The organism is Acidovorax sp. LjRoot204 (assembly GCF_056175785.1).
The window spans coordinates 1-16,764 of record NZ_JBGFFF010000103.1; the positions used below are offsets into that span (position 1 = coordinate 1).

At 66.9% G+C, this 16,764-nt stretch carries 9 protein-coding genes and 1 pseudogene; 2 read left to right on the forward strand and 8 right to left on the reverse strand.

The genetic code is table 11. The annotated features are described in order from the left end of the window. Nucleotides 1-371: pseudogene (locus tag AC04MI_RS17090) on the reverse strand (anti-sigma factor); the annotation flags it as partial. Nucleotides 372-378: 7 nt separating this feature from the next. Next, complete coding sequence (locus tag AC04MI_RS17095) at nucleotides 379-954, reverse strand: RNA polymerase sigma factor (protein ID WP_056061217.1); 576 nt, start codon at nucleotides 952-954, stop codon at nucleotides 379-381. A 246-nt stretch (nucleotides 955-1,200) separates the two neighbouring features. Between AC04MI_RS17095 and AC04MI_RS17100 the strand changes: the two genes are divergently transcribed. Continuing rightward, nucleotides 1,201-1,614, forward strand: a complete 414-nt coding sequence (locus tag AC04MI_RS17100; RefSeq protein WP_056062123.1) for a c-type cytochrome — start codon at nucleotides 1,201-1,203, stop codon at nucleotides 1,612-1,614. Between the two features lie 15 nt (nucleotides 1,615-1,629). Here AC04MI_RS17100 and AC04MI_RS17105 read toward each other — a convergent pair whose 3' ends face one another. The 6 genes from AC04MI_RS17105 to AC04MI_RS17130 all read right to left on the reverse strand — a co-directional run bounded on the left by AC04MI_RS17105 (nucleotide 1,630) and on the right by AC04MI_RS17130 (nucleotide 15,024). Next, on the reverse strand, nucleotides 1,630-2,796 hold the full coding sequence (locus AC04MI_RS17105; protein ID WP_476498228.1) for an alpha-hydroxy acid oxidase: 1,167 nt from the start codon (nucleotides 2,794-2,796) through the stop codon (nucleotides 1,630-1,632). 142 nt (nucleotides 2,797-2,938) lie between these two features. Then, nucleotides 2,939-5,227, reverse strand: coding sequence for a bifunctional diguanylate cyclase/phosphodiesterase (locus AC04MI_RS17110; protein WP_476498229.1), 2,289 nt, complete (start codon nucleotides 5,225-5,227; stop codon nucleotides 2,939-2,941). 84 nt (nucleotides 5,228-5,311) lie between these two features. After that, a complete protein-coding gene (gene pbpC, locus AC04MI_RS17115; RefSeq protein WP_476498231.1) occupies nucleotides 5,312-7,606 on the reverse strand; it encodes a penicillin-binding protein 1C in 2,295 nt (764 codons plus the stop codon). A gap of 60 nt (nucleotides 7,607-7,666) precedes the next feature. Beyond that, on the reverse strand, nucleotides 7,667-8,536 hold the full coding sequence (locus AC04MI_RS17120; protein WP_056061207.1) for a methylglyoxal synthase: 870 nt from the start codon (nucleotides 8,534-8,536) through the stop codon (nucleotides 7,667-7,669). Nucleotides 8,537-8,591: 55 nt separating this feature from the next. After that, on the reverse strand, nucleotides 8,592-8,960 hold the full coding sequence (locus AC04MI_RS17125; RefSeq protein WP_200938914.1) for a hypothetical protein: 369 nt from the start codon (nucleotides 8,958-8,960) through the stop codon (nucleotides 8,592-8,594). Nucleotides 8,961-9,039: 79 nt separating this feature from the next. Beyond that, nucleotides 9,040-15,024, reverse strand: a complete 5,985-nt coding sequence (locus AC04MI_RS17130) for an alpha-2-macroglobulin family protein (RefSeq protein ID WP_476498232.1) — start codon at nucleotides 15,022-15,024, stop codon at nucleotides 9,040-9,042. A 222-nt stretch (nucleotides 15,025-15,246) separates the two neighbouring features. Between AC04MI_RS17130 and AC04MI_RS17135 the strand changes: the two genes are divergently transcribed. Further along, the coding region (locus tag AC04MI_RS17135; protein WP_476498230.1) for a catalase at nucleotides 15,247-16,764 on the forward strand (1,518 nt) is incomplete at its 3' end.

A 16,764-nucleotide genomic window follows, 5' to 3' on the forward strand; every position in this document is an offset into this window, starting at 1 on the left:
CCCACCACCACAGCCGCCAGCGTGGCGATGGCGCCCGCAGCCGCCGCACCGCGCCACACCAGCAGGTTGCGCCACCAGCCGCTGGGGGCCTCTGCGGCCTGGTGCACACGGGCAGCCTGCATGGCGGACGCAGCCCGGTCGGCCTGCACCAGGTTGTCGATGCGCGTCCACACGGCGGGCGCGGGGTGGATGGCGGGCTGCAGCTCGGTCAGGCCGGACCAGCGGGTCTGCCAGACCAGCGCGGCAGCGCGCACGGTGGCGTGTTCGCGGGCCAGGCTTTCAAATCGGCGGCGGGCGCCGCCACGCAGTGTGCCCAGGGCGTAGCTGGCAGCCAGGCGGTCGAGCAGTTCGGGGTGTCGGGTAATGTTCATGGCAACCTCACGCAAAACGCGCCATGCAGGTGCGCAGCTGTTCCAGGCCCCGGCGGATCCAGGTCTTGACGGTGCCAAGCGGCAGCTTGAGTTGCTCGGCCAGCTCGCCGTGGCTCTGGTCGCGCAGGTAGGCCAGGCTCACTACCTCGCGCTGCTTGTGATCGAGCTTTCCCAGACAGTGGTGCAGCGCAAAGGCCTGCTCGCTGGCATCGGCGGCGTCCATAGGGTTGGGCATGTCGCCCTCCAGCGTCTGCGCCATCTCGTCATCCAGCTCGTTCATCAGATCGGACCTGTCGGTGGTGCGCTTGCGCAGGGCATCCAGCGCCCGGCTGCGCACGATCAAACCCATCCAGGCCATGGGCGGACTCAGCGATGCGCGGTAGTTGCCCGCGCCGCGCCAGATGGTCAAAAACGCCTCCTGCAGCACATCCTCCGCCGCGTCGCGGTTGCGGACGATGCGCAGGGCCAGGCCAAAAAGCTGCGACGCGGTGCGCTCGTACAGCTTTTTCAGCGCGGAGTCGTCCTGCGCGGCGATGCGGTCTAGGAGGTCCATCAGTTCACTGTCTGGGTGGAGGGTGCTCATGCGCCCATTCTCGGGGATTGGTTGGGTGGGAGGTGCCTGCGGGGCTTTGCTGTGTGTGAATACGCCACTGCGGGCACTTTGGATGCGGCCGGGCACAAAAACAGGGCCCTGGCTCGGCAAATTGGTGTAGTCGGGGTATCGGGCACCCCAACCGCAACGGGCATGAATCCAGGCGGCGGGATCGTCCGTACTGCAAGAGTCACCTCTGCCCACAACGCTCGCGCTTTCCACCCCATGCTCCCCGCCATGCCTCTGCCTCGCCCACTGTTCCCTGTTCATTGGGTTGCCGTTGCGGCCACCTTGGTGTGGGGGGCCCACAGCCCCGTTGCGGCCCAGTCGGTGGAGCGTGGCGCTGCGCTGTACGCGGCGCATTGCAGCAGCTGCCACAGCCCGGACCAGCATGGCGACGGCCCGGCGCACCGGGGCGTGGTGGGGCGCCGCGCGGGCGCACTGAAGGATTTTGACTACTCGCCCGCGCTGCGCGCAAGCAAGCTGCTGTGGACGCGTGCCACGCTCAAGGCCTGGCTGACCGACCCCGAGGCGCTGATCCCCGGCCAGGGCATGGACTACCAGCTCGACGACGCACAGGGCCGCGAGGACGTGGTGGCCTACCTGGCCACACTCAAACGTCTGCCGGCGCCGACGACGGCCGCGCGGTGAAGGGCTTTCAGCCGCTCAGGCCGTGGGAAAGGTACCGGGCAGCAGGATCGACGAATCAACGTTGTTGATGTTGGTATGGCCACAGAACGCCATGGTGATGTCCAGCTCTTTCTGGATGATCTGCAGCGCACGCGTCACGCCCGCCTCGCCGTAGGCCCCCAGGCCATACAAGAAGCTGCGGCCGATCAGCGTGCCSYGSGCGCCSARMGCGCGSGCCTTGAGCACGTCCTGSCCGCTGCGGATGCCGCCGTCCATCCACACCTCGATGTTCTTGCCGGCTGCTGCGGCAATGCCTGGCAGTGCSGCRATGGARGAKGGCGCGCCGTCGAGCTGGCGCCCGCCGTGGTTGSWGACGATSAGWGCGTCGGCRCCGCTSKTGRCGGCCAGGCGCGCATCTTCSRCGTCCATGATGCCTTTGAGGATCAGCTTGCCGCCCCAGCGCTTCTTGATCCACTCCACATCACCCCAGTTGAGCTGCGGGTCGAACTGTTCGGCCGTCCACGACGACAGCGACGACAGGTCGYCCACRCCCTTGGCRTGGCCCACGATGTTGCCGAAGCTTCGGCGTTTTGTGCCCAGCATGCCCATGCACCAGCGCGGCTTGGTGGCCAGGTTGATGAGGTTGGCGATGGTGGGCTTGGGCGGGGCCGAGAGGCCGTTCTTGATGTCCTTGTGGCGCTGRCCSAGGATCTGCAGATCGAGCGTGAGCTGCAGCGCCGAGMMGTTGGCCGCCTTGGCGCGGTCGATCAGGCGTTCGATGAAGTCGCGGTCCCGCATCACATACACCTGGAACCAGAACGGRTGSCGGCCSGTGTGYTCGGCMAYGTCYTCGAKSGAGCAGATGCTCATGGTCGAGAGGGTGAACGGGATGCCAAACGCCTTGGCCGCCTTGGCCCCCAGGATCTCGCCGTCGGCATGTTGCATGCCGGTGAGGCCGGTGGGTGCAATGGCCACGGGCATGGCTACGTCCTGGCCCACCATGGTGGTGCGGGTCGTGCGGCCTTCCATGTTCACGGCCACGCGCTGGCGCAGCTTGATGCGCTGGAAGTCGCTCTCGTTGGCGCGGTAGGTGCCCTCGGTGTACGAGCCCGAATCGGCGTAGTCATAGAACATGCGCGGCACGCGGCGCTCGGCAATGACACGCAGGTCTTCGATGCAGGTGATTTTGGACAGATTGGGCACGCAGGCTCTCCAGGATGGGGAATGCGCCGAATGGTAGGCGGTGGCGCGGGGGGCAGCCATCAAAATTTTTTCGACGGCTTGCAACAAATTTCCAGCGACGGACAGTGCCATGCCACCCGGACGCCCGGCTTCAGCAGGTGGACTACTGGGCCGCGGCCACTTGAGAGGGCTCGGGCAACACCACCTCGGGATCGGCATCCGGGCCCTGGTACAGCATGAAGCGCATGCGCCCGCCGCGTTTGGCCGCATACATGGCGCCGTCAGCATGGCGCGACAGCTCATCGAACGTGCTGCCGTGCTGCGGGAACAGCGCAATGCCGCCGCTCACGCCCACCCGCACCGGCTGCCCAGCCAGATCAAACGCTGCGTCACAGGCCGCCAGGATCTTGCGCGCCACCAGGCAGGCGGGCTCCACCCCATCCAGCCCCGGCAGCAGCACCACAAACTCATCGCCCCCCTGCCGGCACACCGTGTCGGACGCACGCACCGCTGCCTGCAGGCGCTGGGCAAACTGCACCAGCAGGACATCGCCCACATCGTGGCCCAGGCGGTCGTTGACTTCCTTGAAGCCATCGAGGTCCAGATACATCACCGCCAGAGACTTGCCGTCACGCCGCGCCTGGGCCATGGCCAGATGGGCGCGGTCCTGCAGCAGCACGCGGTTGGGCAGGTCGGTGAGCGCGTCATATTGCGCGAGGTGGGACATGCGCTCGGCCATGGCCACGGCCTCGGTCACATCGCGCAGCACCGCCACCGCGCCCGTCACCGCGCCATGGCGGTCGGTGATGGCACTGGCCGTCTCCTCCACCTGGAAGCGCTGGCCGCTGGTGCGGCGTACCAGCACGCCCCGCACGGGCTCTGTGGCCGCGCCTTGCTGAATCGCGGTGCGCAAGGTGTTGGGCAAGGGCTCGTCGTTGTCGGGGCAACGCAGGCTGACCACTTCGTCTGCGTTATGCCCGGCCGCATCAAACGCCTGCCAGCCCGTGAGGCGCTCGGCCACGGGGTTGAGGTRGGTCACCATGCCTTTGGCGTCCGAGCAGACCACGGCATCGCCGATGGATTGCAGGGTGAGGCGCACGCGCTCTTTCTCGTCGAACAGCTCGTTCTCCATGCGCTTGCGCTCGGTGATGTCCGTCACTTGCACAAAGAGCCCGGTGACCACGCCGCGCGCATCGGTGTCAGGCAGGTACGAGACGATGCTGTGACGCGGCTGACCCCGTGCGTCCTCGTCCGTCCGCTCAAAGCGCTGTGGCATTCCTGCCAACGCCAAGTCGTAATTGGGCTTGCTGGCCGCGTAGCGGGCCTCGCTGAGCAGCTCGCTGATATGGCGGTCCCGCACCGGTGCCGGGTAGGTGCCGAACTCCTCCAGCGCCGCACGGTTGGCAAAGCGGTTGTGCATGCTGGCATCCCAGTAGGCAATCATCGAGGGCACGTTGTCGAGCGTCGTGCGCAGGTCGTGTTCGGCCTCGGCCAGGCGCGCGGACACCTGCTGGCGCAGCAGGAGCTCGCGCACAAACATCAGGGCCAGCCCCAGGCTTCCCAGCATCAGCAGCACGGCGAAGCCCCCCAACACCCAGGCACTGCTGCTCCACTTGGCCAGGATGGTCTCTGTGGACTGCGCCACGTTCAGGATCAGCGGGTAGTTGCCCACAGGCCGGAAGGAGTAGAGGCGCTCCACGCCGTCGAGCGCCGCCTTGCCCACAAAAGAACCCGTGCCCTCCTTCTGAAAGCGCAGCAGGTTGGGGGAGCCGGCAATCGTTTTGCCCACATCCGAATCACCGTACGGGAAGCGGGAGATCACCACCCCGTCCTGACGGAACATGTTGATACCGCTGTTCGGGCCCAGGTCCAGCGAGCCGAACAGTTCGTTGAAGTAGCTCAGGCGGATGGCGCCGACCACTACCCCGGCAAAGCTGCCGTCTGCGTTGTAGTAGCCCCGCGAGATGGGCAGGATGTTCAGGCCCGTCACCCGCGAAGGCACAGGCTTGCCGAAGAACAGCCCCTGTTCGCCCCGATCGCGGAAAGCCAGAAAGTAGTCGCGGTCGGCAAAGTTGACCCGGCGGGGGGCATTGGAGCCCGAGTCCAGGATGACATTGCCTTGCGCGTCCAGCACCAGCACATCACCCGCGCCGCGCGCGCGCAGCGAGTTGTCAAACACCACCCGCGAGCGCAGGTCGGGGGGCAACGCCCACACCTCCGGGCGCGACACCTCGCGGGCCACGCCCTCCAGGGATTTATCGAACGAGTCCAGCGACCAGGCCAGGCCCTGCTCCAGGGTGCGGGCCAGGTTGGCGTTGGTTTGCACCGCGTAGCTCCACTCGTCGTTGCGAATGGTCCAGATGGTGCGGGCGAACAATGCCCCGATACCCAAAGCCACCAGCAAAGCCAGCCAGATCAGGCGGTGAGAGAAAAACTGGCGAAGCGAGGGCATAGAGATAGTTTGTAACTATTTTAAACAGTCGCCTGAACCGGGACTTGGCCCGAATTCACACCGTATTCCTCGGATTTGTCAGCGTCAATGCGCACCTGCCCGGGGGGGCGCCGCCACCACACCGGCACCACGCACCTCCAGCCGGACTTCGTCCAGCACCTTGCCCTGGGCATCGGTGATCTGCACGACATGCCGCCCAGGCCACGGCATCCAGGCCACCCGAGGCCCCCGGCCCAGGGTTTTGCCGTCCAGCCGCCACTGCACGGCATCGCCGGTGGCGGTGAACTGCAGGCGCTGGCGCATCGGCGGGATGTCCGGGTCCAGCGCGATCACCGTGCCGGACGCCGGGGCGGTGATGCGGGCAGAGGCACCGGCAGGAAGCGCCATAGGGGTCGAGGCAGCGTTTTTGGAGACTTTTTGGCCAGATGCGCTAGTGGAATATGGCTCGGAAGCTATTGAATCAATAGCAAACAAAGACTGCTGTGTGCCAGGCACAAACCATTCGTCGCGCGCAGCCTCCAGCGGCTGGAGCACGCCTGCAGAGGGCGGCTGGCCCGGACCAAACCGCACAGCCGCCCTGACCAGACCCCCAGGGGCCTTGGGGGCCCGGCTGGGCTCGCGGGCGTGCAGAAAGCCCATCACCGCTGCCCAGATGGGCGCCGCACCACTGGTGCCGCTGACCTCGTGCATGGCCGCGCCACTGGCATTGCCTACCCACACACCCACCGTGTAGCGCTSSGACCAGCCCACSGCCCAGTTGTCGCGCATGTCCTTGCTGGTGCCSGTTTTCACSGCSGTCCAGAAACGGGTGGCCAACACGCTGTCGGTGCCGAAGGTGCGGGCGCGTGCATTGCCGTCGGACAGGATGTCACCCACGATGTAGGCAGCGCGTGGGTCGATGGCCGGGGCCGCGGCGCTCACCCGCCCGCCATTGGCGAGCGTGACTGCAACAGGACTCGCCCGCCCGCCGTTGGCGAGCGTGCGATAGGCATTGGTCAGGTGCAGCAGCGGTACCTCGGGGCTGCCCAGTGCCAGGCTGTAGCCAAAGTAGTCGCCACTTTCACGCAGCGGCAATCCCATGGCCCCGAGCTGCCGGTGGAACGCATCGGGCGTGACCATGACCAGCGTGCGCACGGCSGGCACGTTGAGCGASGCSGCCAGYGCSGTGCGCRCCGACACCSRSCCCTTGAACTGGCGGTCGTAGTTYTGCGGAATGTAGAGCCCGCYCGCCGTGSTGATCTGCGCSGGCGAGTCSTCSACCAGCGAGGCCGCCGTGAGCCGCCGCTCKGCAATSGCCTGSGCGTACAASAACGGCTTGAGCGTGGAGCCCGGCTGGCGCAGCGCCAGCACCCCATCGACCTCGCTGGCCTGGCTGAGCTGGCCGGATGACCCCACCCAGGCCAGCACCGCGCCCGTGGCGTTGTCCAGCACCAGTACCGCGCCGTCTTCCACATGGCGCCCGCGCAACTCGCGCAGGTGCTGCTGCAGGCTCTGCATCGCAAAACGCTGCAACGGCGCGCGCAGGGTGGTGGCCACCYGCTCGGGCACAGCGCTGTCCTTGTCCCGCTGGCGCAGAAGGTAGCGTGCAAAGTGCGGCGCCACACCCTCGCTGGCATCAAAAGCGCGGCGTTGTAATGCGGCCGTGGTGAACAGATCCAGCGCATCGCAGTCCACGCGCACCGCCGGTGCAGCGGGCGAGGCGGGGGTGGAGGGGCGTTGCTGCATGTCGCGCAGCACGCCGCAGGCACGCTGTGCCACCAGCGCAGGCCTTGCGTTGGGTGCGCGCACCAGGGCCGCTGCCACCGCGGCTTCGCGGTCGTCCAGGCCGTGGGCCGCCTTGTCAAACAGAGTGCGGCTCAGGGCATCGATGCCCACCAGCTCGCTGCGAAACGGCACCAGGTTGAGGTACGCCTCCAGGATCTGGTCCTTGCGCCAGCGCCGGTCCAATACCTGGGCGGCCACGGTCTGGCCGACCTTCTGCACCACCRTGCGCCCCCCGGGGCCCTGGCGCCAGTCCCCGTCCAGCAGGCCCGCGAGCTGCATGGTGATGGTGCTGGCCCCGCGTGTGCGCTGGTTCCACAGGTTGCCCCAGGCGGCGGCCGAGGCCGCACGCCAGTCCACGCCGCTGTGTTCAAAAAAGCGCTTGTCCTCGCTCAGCACCAGCGCCTGGCGCARCGCGGGCGAMACATCGGCCAGYGSCACCCACTGGCCRCGCCGCACGSTGGCRTCGGTGCGCAAGCGCTGCAGCACCTCGCCTTCGCGCGAGAGGATCAGGGTGTCCGAGGGCTTGAAGTCCGCGCGCACCTCGTCAAACGTGGGAATGGMCCAGGCGCCCGAGGCGCAGGCCGCCAGCACCAGAGTGGTGGCCTGCGTGCGCATGCGCAAGGTGGGGAAGGAAGCGAAAGGAAGGAACACAAACACACAGAAATGAAAGCACTATCAGCGCGCTGCGCGCAGGCGCACGGCGTCGCACCAGCGCTGCGCCACGCCCGGCACGGTGACACACACCGCGTCGTGCGTGGCGGTGGTCACAGCGCGCTCCAGCAGCTGGATGTCGGCCTCGTGCTGGCGCGCCACATGCGGGTCCTCAAAAAAAACGGCGCGGTGGCAACGACGCTCCAGCACCAGGTCGGCAATCTGCGCATCGCCACCCAGCGGCCCGCTGTTAAAACGCTGCACCCAGGGCTGCCCTTCGGGCCAGCCCTTGCTCCACGCCAGGGCGTTCAGTCGCTGGCCCGTGGTGCCGGTGGCCACCCGATGGCGAAACTGCGACAGCACATCAAAGTTGCGATCCGCAAAGTCGAGCATGGCCTGCTTGCACGCGTCGTGCGCAATCAGGGCCAGCGTCTGGGGGCCATGGTCATGAAACCGGTCGGCCTGCGGATCGGGCGGCAACCCGGCGTGGATGCGCTCCATCTCGATCCAGTCGCGCGCGCTGGCCACGGTGGAGAGAAACGGCTTGCCGTGGATCACACACTGCCGCTTGAGGGCCAGCGCCTCGGGGAAGATGGAAGAAGGGTCCACGGGGTCGGTGAGGTAGATCGCGCCATCGAGCGTGCGCCCTTCCCCCATGCCCACCACCTCTGCCACCACTTTCATCAGTCCACCGTCGCGCCCGTAGGGATAGCGCACCAGCGGCCGGTACCCCTGCAGCATGCCCGCAGCGACGATGGCATCGTGCGTGCGGCCCACGGCGTGCAGCCCCAGCTGCAGTTCCCGGATGCCCGCCTCGCAGGCGCGCAGCCAGGCAAAGAGCGCCGCATCTTCGGTGTGGTGGTGCAAGCGGTTGGCAGCGAGACCCAGGATCATGGTGGGTTGACTTTCTGAAAACGAAGGGATCTGAACATCGTAAGCGCCTCACGACTCAACGATCGGAGTGCTCCCGGTCAAACCGCCCCTCGGCCTCGGTCAGGTGGCGCAGCAGCACATGCGAGATCAGGTTGACGCCGATACCGCCGAACACCACCGGCAGCAGGTACAGCGCAATCGTCAGCTCGGAACTGAACCACGCATCATCGGCCAGCGACGGCGTGCTCTTGGCCTGTGCTGCCATGGACTGCAGCAGGTACACATCCACCCCCGCGATCAGCACCAGGGCCACCCCAAACCCCAGCACCGCCCAGCGCGAGATCGACCGCGTGACCAGCAGCAGCGCATAAATGCCCACCGGCAGCACCAGCGAGAACCCCACCAGCAGCCAGAACCGCAGCTCCAGAAAGACGCTGAGGCTCATGGCATGCAGGCCTGGGGTGGGCGATGGGCAAGGCTGTGCATGGCGACGTTATGACGAAGTGGCGTTGGGGTGTGGCGACTTATTTGGCCACCTGCACCTTCACCCGTGCGTTGGGCGACTCGCCAAACATCTCGGGCGCATACATGGCCTCGACGCGGCTCGGTGGCAGCGCAAAGTCGCCCGCGTTGTTCAGGCGCACGGTGTACTCCATCTTGACGGTGCCCTTGGGCAGGTACTCGTAGTAGCTGCGGAAGGACTCAAAACTGCGCTCCTCGAACGCGGGCCAGCCTGCGCCGCTCTTCTTTTCGCCCTGCGTGGCGATCTCGGAATCACGACCCAGGCCACTGCCCAGGATGGTGGCGCCACCCGGGATGGGGTCGGTGATCGCCACCCAGGTCATATCGGCCGTGGCGTTGACCTCCAGCGTCACGCGCAGCACGTCGCCCCGYGTGTACTGGCCGGCGGGCAGCGACTTGTTGGCCTGCTCSACCGGSGTGATGGTCTTCTTGATCGCATAGCCCGCSGCGAACGGSGCCTTGAGATCAATGGCCGCCACCGACTGCAGCGTGAGCCAGGGCTTGCCCGGGCCCTGGTGCGTGACGGCCAGCTGCTCCTTGCCGCCCGCCTTGCCCGCAGCACTTGCCCAAGGCAGGAACATGCCGTTGTTCTTGAGGTTGCCGGGCGATGCGGGTGCACCAAACCAGGTGATCTGATTGGGGGCGCCGGTGGCATCCGACGCCTTCACGCGGTCAACCTTGCTCCAGTCCACGCTGGCGGTGTTGCCACCCATGCTGGCCTTGGTGGTGCCCGACACGGGTGTGGCCTCGAACTTGGCGCTGAATTTTTCCAGCGCCAGGCCGCCCCACAGGTTGGCGGTGGTGGTGTGCCAGGCGCCTGCCTGCTGGCGGCTGATGAAACCGTTGGCCAGGCGGCCCATGTCGTCCTTCCAGGCCGGGTCGTCCATCACGGCCAGCATCAGGCGGGCGGTGTTCACGTCGCCGTTCTGCATCAGCCACCACCAGTAGTCGTCCTGCTCGTTGCTGAAGATGAGCTTGGTGCCCTGGAACGACAGGCGGCCGCGCAGGATCTGCATCGCCTCGGCCAGGCGCTTGTCGCGCTCGGGCACATCGGCCACACGCTTGAGCACATTCACCCAGTCGATCACCGTGTGGGTGGGCCACTGGTTGGGCGCGATAGTGATGCTGCTCACCATGCGGCCCTGGGCCTTGCCGTAGCGCGACAGCGCTTCGAGTGCAGCCACCTTGCGCATGTCCAGGTCCTTGCGCGGGCTCCAGAAGTTGCGCTGGATGCGGCCTTCCACAAACGCGATCAGGCCACGCTCCATGGGCGCGCGGGCTTCGTCGGGCAGGGCAAACGCGGGGTTGATGCTGGCGGCCTCGTGCGTGGCGGCCAGCACATAGGCCGTCAGGGTGTCGCTGCCCCGGTTGGCGTCGCCATCGCGCGGCGGGAAGTAATTGGCCAGGCCATCGCTGTCGAGGTAGGTGGGCAACTGCGCCACCACGGTCTGCCACAGCGCGCCATCGCGCAGGCCCACGGCCTTGCTGGTCTTTTGCTCCAGGCAGGCAAACGGGTAGCGCGCCCACCAGTCGCGCACGCCGGGCAGGCCTTCGGCCAGCTTGGGCTGCAGCGACATCTTGAGGCCGCCCCGGCCGGGCAATGCGTCGGCGGGTGGGTTCACATCGAGGGTGTAGCTACCGTCCACCTGCACCAGCGTGGCCTGCTGCACCGTGAGCGGCACCGCCTGCACGATGCGCTGGCGGGCCTTGAGGGCGTCGCGGGCGCCGCTGACCTGGTCCTTGGCTTCGATCTCCCACAGGATGGCCTCGGCGCGCGTTTGCGCCAGCTGCGCGGGGGCGGTCACGTCCCAGGCCACCTCACGCGCCTCTCCCGCCGGGATGTCGATGGTCTGCGGCTTCAAGTCCAGCAACGTGGCGCGTGGTGCCACCTCCACCTTCATGGCGGCCTTGGTGGTGTTGCGCAGCGTGATCTGCGCGCGGAACTGGTCGTCCTCGCGCACCAGCGGCGGCAGGCCGCTGATGATCTGCAGGTCCTGCGTGGCGCGGATGCTGGTGCTGCCGGTGCCAAACAGCCCGGTGGACGCATCGGCCACCGCCACGATCTTGAAGGTGGTCAGCGCATCGTTGAGCGGCACGGTGACCTTGGCCTGGCCGTTGGCGTCGAGCTTGAGTGCGGGCTCCCACAGCAGCAGGGTGTCCAGCAACTCGCGCGTGGGTGACTTGCCCCCACCACCGCCTGCGGGCACGGCCTTCTTGCCGTAGTGGCGCCGGCCGATGATTTCCATCTGCGCCGTCGATGTCTCCACGCCCCAGCTGCGGCGCTGCAGCATCGCKTCGAGCAGGTTCCAGCTGTTGTTGGGCATCAGCTCCAGCAGCGCCTGGTCSACSGCGGCCAGSGCCACTTCGGCGTTGGCGGCGGGCTTGCCGCCCGGCAGCGTGGCGGTGATGGTGACCTGGGCCTTGCCGCGCACGGCGTAGCTCTCCTTGTCAGCCTGCACCTTCACATCGATCTGGTGGGCCTGCGTGCCCACGCGGATTTCGGCCAYGCCSAGGCGGTAGGCGGGCTTGSWSAGRTCSACCAGYGCGGTGGGCGCSWSGTATTCCTTGCCTTCGTACCAGAASGMRGTCCACCACTCGCGCGGYGCCTTGAARCCCCAGGTGAAGAAGCTGTACCACGGCACCTCGCGCAGSCGGCCGCGCARSGCSAGCACGCTCACGTAGRCRTTSGGSCCCCASTCGGGCYKSACCTKCAGGCTCACKGTSGGGTCCTKGCCGTYGAGCTGCACCACCTGCGTGTCGATGATGCCCTCGCGCTCCACGGCCACCAGGGCCGTGGCAAAGCGGAACGGCATGCGCACCTGGAACTTGGCGGTCTCGCCGGGCTGGTAGCTCTTCTTCTCGGCCAGCAGATCGATGCGGTCATGGTCTTCGCCACCAAACCACAGCTCGCCCTGGCGCGTGACCCATACCGACGAAGCGGCCACGCTGGTGTTGCCGTCCTTGTCCGTGGCCGTGGCCACCAGCTCCACCTCGCCCGCCTCGTCGAGCTTGGCCTCACACAGCAGCAGGCCGCGCGCGTCGCTCTTGCCGGTGCACAGCGTGCCCAAGTCCTTGGTTTCGGTCTGGTTGTCGTAGCTGTAGAAGCCACCCACCATGCGCTTGCGSGTGGTGGTGGTGATGCGCGCCACGGCCTGCACCTGCAGCGCGGCGTCGGCCGCCGGCTTGCCGTTGTGCTGCAGCGCCAGCGCCTGGAAGCGGATCTTCTGGCGCGCAGACACCCAGCCTTCGGTCTTGATGCCRGCGAYCACMSMGGCGGGCCACAGCGTCTGCGTGCTGCGSAKGGTCTGCACCTCGCCRTTSGGGTCGGCATAGGTGGCYTCCAGCAGCAGTTCCTGCGGCTGGCGCGCCTGGGGCACATTGTCGATGGTGACCTTGCCCGCACCGTTCTTGTCAAGGGTGAGCGGCAGCTTGTCGGCAATCACGCGCGCGTCCTGGCTGGCGGTGGCTTCTTCGTCGTCGCTGTTGGCATTGCTCTGCTCGCGCTTGCGGGGCGGGCTGAAGCGGAAGGTGTCGTAGTCGCTGAACTCCAGGGACTTGCCGCGCACCAGGGCCGACACGCGCACCGGCAGGTTGGCCGCGCCGCCACCGGCCACGTAGTTGATCTGCACGTCGGTGGGCACCGAACGCACGCGCACCAGCGCCTTTTTCTCGACCGGGGCAATGCGGCCTTCCAGCACGGGCAGGCGGAACTCCTCCACGCGGAACGAGCCCGACGCCAGGCTGCCATTCACCGTGCCGTTGCCCCCCAGCTCAACCTGGTACACGCCCAGCTTGGCAGCGGGCGGAATCGCAAAGGTGCTTTGCGCACTGAGCCCCCCGGTGGCCGTGCCGCGCCACACCAGGGGTTGGGTGAACTGCTGGCCGCTGCCCAAGTGGGTGATGACGAGGGTATCGGGACGCGATGCCGACAGGGCAAAACCCTGGCGCGTTTCGGCGCGCAGCAGGTGCTTCATCGACACGGTTTCGCCCGCGCGGAACAGCGTGCGATCAAAGATGGTGTGGACGCGCTCGTCCGGCGATGGTGCCCGGCTGGTGGGCACATTGAAGCGCCAGGGCTCGATGCCCCGCTGCCAGTCGCTCCAGGTGAAGGCCATGTCCTCCACGCCATCCACCCCCTTGTGGCGCGCGCTCACAAAGTACGACTGGCCCACCTCGTCCTCAGAATTGGAATTGCAGCCGGGCGGTTCGGACGAGAGGCCCTCCACACGGGCAATACCCTGTGCGTCGGTCACGGCCTGCGCCAGTTCGTTGCCTCGGCAGTCCGACACGCGCACCGTGGCGCCCTGCACGGGCTGGCCCTTGTCCAGCGTGGTGACCCAGGCCATGGCGTTTTCGCGGCCCAGCTTGAAGTGCACGCCCAGGTTGGTCACCAGCGCCGAGGTGCGCACGTACATCGTGCGGCCTTCGCCATGGCGGTCGTCCAGCAGCGAGGCGCCGAGCTTTTGCGACGCGATCTCCACCACATGGAAGCCGGGTGTGAGCGGAATGCCCACCACCTCGAACGGGCGCGGGTCGTTGCTCGATGGCTTGGGCAGGTCCAGCGTCTTGACGCCGCCCTTGCCTGCCAGCAGCGACAGCATGCGCGACTGAACGTATTCCTTGTCGTCATCCAGCACCTTGGGCAGGGGGCCAGTCACATCCTGGCGCGCCTGCTTGCGGTTGATCACGTAACTGTCATAGCGCTGCACCTTGCGAAACCAGGCAATGATGTCCGCGTCGGTGCGAGGCTTGAGCGTGCTCACCTTGCCCGCCGGTGCGGTGGCTGTCGCAACACCCGCTTGCAGGCCCTGCACGCGCAGGGCAGCCTCCACGTTGCGCAGCGTCACGGGCAGCAGCGCAGGCGGGTTGTCCGACGCAGGGCCTTCGGCAAAACGCTCCACGATGCCAAAAGGCGCCGCTGCAAACTTGGCCAGCGGCGGCATGCCGCCAGTGGACACCTTGAGCGGGAAGTTGTCCGCATTGCGCAGCGCGCGGCCCGAGGCGTCCTTGAAGTCCTTGGGCAGCTCGATGGTGAAAGCGGTGTTCTCGGCCAGCGGCGCGTTGAACTGCAGGCTGTTGACCAGGGCATCGGCCTGGGCACCTTCTGCGCCGCCATCGATCTGGGGCTTGAGGGTTTCCTTGGCGGACTTGAGGCGAATGGCAGCCGCCAGCTTGCGCGGCACGGGCGCGTTGAACGACAGCATCATCGGCCGGATCGGCAGGCAGGCTGCCTGGGCGTTTTCGCGCTCGCAGCTGAACTCGGCCGAAAACGGCTCACGCACCTTGAAGTCAAAGCGTTTTTCCACCGTGTTGGCGACTCCGCTGGGGGTGGCCACCCCCTTGCCGAACACGATCTGCATGCGCGAGCCCGAGGTGAACCGGCGGTTGCAGGCCAGCGTGGCAAAGGACAGGGGCTCGCGTGCTGCGTCTTTCTCCAGGCCCAGGCCCTTGAGGATTTCGGCGCGCTGCGCCCCCTCGATCAAACGCACGGGGATGCGCTCGCCCACGCCCTCGGCCGTGCACCAAACGTTGCTCTGCACGCTGGCCGTGGTGGCAGGACCATTGAGGAACAGCACAAAGAACTGCTCTTCGTCGATCTGCTCGTAGGTGCTGGGGCGGAGGTTCTGCACAAATGGCCCGCCGCTATTGAACTGATAGCTCTTGGCGCCCGTCAGTTCTGCGCCAGCGGGCGATTTGAAGCCCGGCTTGACGCTGGCGGTGCAACGCATGCCTGGCGGCAGGTCGCGCTCGAAGTCAAACACCCACTCGCGCTCGCCAGTCCAGCGGCCCGTGCCCTTGGTCACACTGGCGTCGCTGCAGCTCAGGCTCAGCGGCGCGGCCGCCTTGGGGTCCCCAAAATTGACCGCAGCAGCGTCGAACTTGGCCACCACCTGGCGCACGCGCGCCACCTCGCCCTGGGGCGAGAAGCTGGTGATCTGCAGGGCCTGGGCCCCCCAGGCCACCAGAGACAGGCTGGCGGCCAACATCCATTTTTTTGCGTTCACGCTATCCCCTCCGAAGGAACCAGCAAGCGTAACAAAGTGCCATGTCGCCCGGGTGTGTGTTGCAAGCACTTACGTATCGGCCGGGCAAGCCGTCATCGCGCGCGCCCGACGACGCGCCGATGGGGCCATGTCCTACCCGCTGGGAACGCTCAGCGCCCAAAGATGGTGGCTTCGTTTTACCCCACGCACCACCCAGGAGCGCCCATGGCACGACCCCCTACCTCGCGCAGCGCGGCCCACAAATCGCCGTCTGCCCTGCCTTCTTCCACCCAGTCCGATAACTTTCGCGGCAACGCGGGCGAGCTGCAGCAACAGGCGGGCGGCAAACACCCGGTGCTGACCACGCAGCAGGGTATTCCGGTTGCCGACAACCAGAACTCGCTGCGCACTGCGCCGCGCGGCCCCACGCTGCTCGAAGACTTCATCCTGCGCGAGAAGATCACGCACTTTGACCATGAACGCATTCCCGAGCGCATCGTGCATGCACGGGGCACGGCAGCCCATGGTTTCTTTGAACTCACGCACTCGCTCAAGAAGTACACCACCGCCAAGGTGCTGACCGACATCGGTGTACAGACCCCTGTATTCACCCGCTTTTCGACCGTGGCCGGGGGCGCAGGCTCGGTGGACACGCCGCGCGATGTGCGCGGCTTTGCCGTCAAGTTCTACACGCCAGAAGGCAACTGGGACCTGGTGGGCAACAACATCCCCGTGTTCTTCATCCAGGACGCGATGAAGTTCCCGGACCTGGTGCACGCCGTGAAGATGGAGCCCGACCGGGGCTTTCCGCAGGCGGCCAGCGCGCACGACACCTTCTGGGACTTTGTCTCGCTGATGCCCGAAACCCTGCACATGGTGATGTGGGCCATGAGCGACCGCACCATTCCCCGCAGCCTGCGCATGATGGAAGGTTTTGGCGTGCACAGCTTCCGCCTGCTGAACGCGGCGGGCGAGAGCACGTTTGTGAAGTTCCACTGGCGGCCCAAGCTGGGCATCCAGTCCACCGTGTGGGACGAGGCCGTCAAGCTGCAATCGGCCGACAACGACTACCACCGGCGCGACCTGTTCGAAGCCATCGAGGCGGGCGACTTTCCCGAGTGGGAGCTGTCCGTGCAGCTGTTCACTGAGCAGGATGCCGAACGCTTTCCGTTTGACCATCTCGACCCCACCAAACTCATCCCCGAAGAACTGGTACCCCTGCAGCCCATTGGCCGCATGGTGCTCAACCGCTGGTCCGACAACTTTTTCGCCGAGACCGAGCAGGTGGCGTTCTGCCCCGCCAACGTGCCGCCCGGCATCGACTTCAGCAAYGAYCCSCTGCTGCAGGGCCGYCTGTTCTCGTACCTSGACACGCARCTSTCSCGCCTGGGCGGGCCCAACTTYSMSCAGATCCCSRTSAATGCSCCSAAGTGYCCSTTCSMCAACMTGCAGCGCGACGGCCACATGCAGATGCAGGTGCCSARGGGMCGSGTSAACTACGAACCCAGCAGCCTGCAGCCTGACACGCCCCGCGCCTCGCTCGCGCAAGGCTTTCGCCACTTCGCGCAGGCCGACGATGGCGTGAAGGGCCGCGTGCGGGCCGAGAGTTTTGCCGACCACTACAGCCAGGCGCGCATGTTCTACCGCAGCCAGAGCCCGCTGGAGCAGGCCCACATGGCCTCGGCGCTGGTGTTCGAGCTGTCCAAGGTCGGCACACCCCATGTGCGCGAAGCGGTGGTGGGC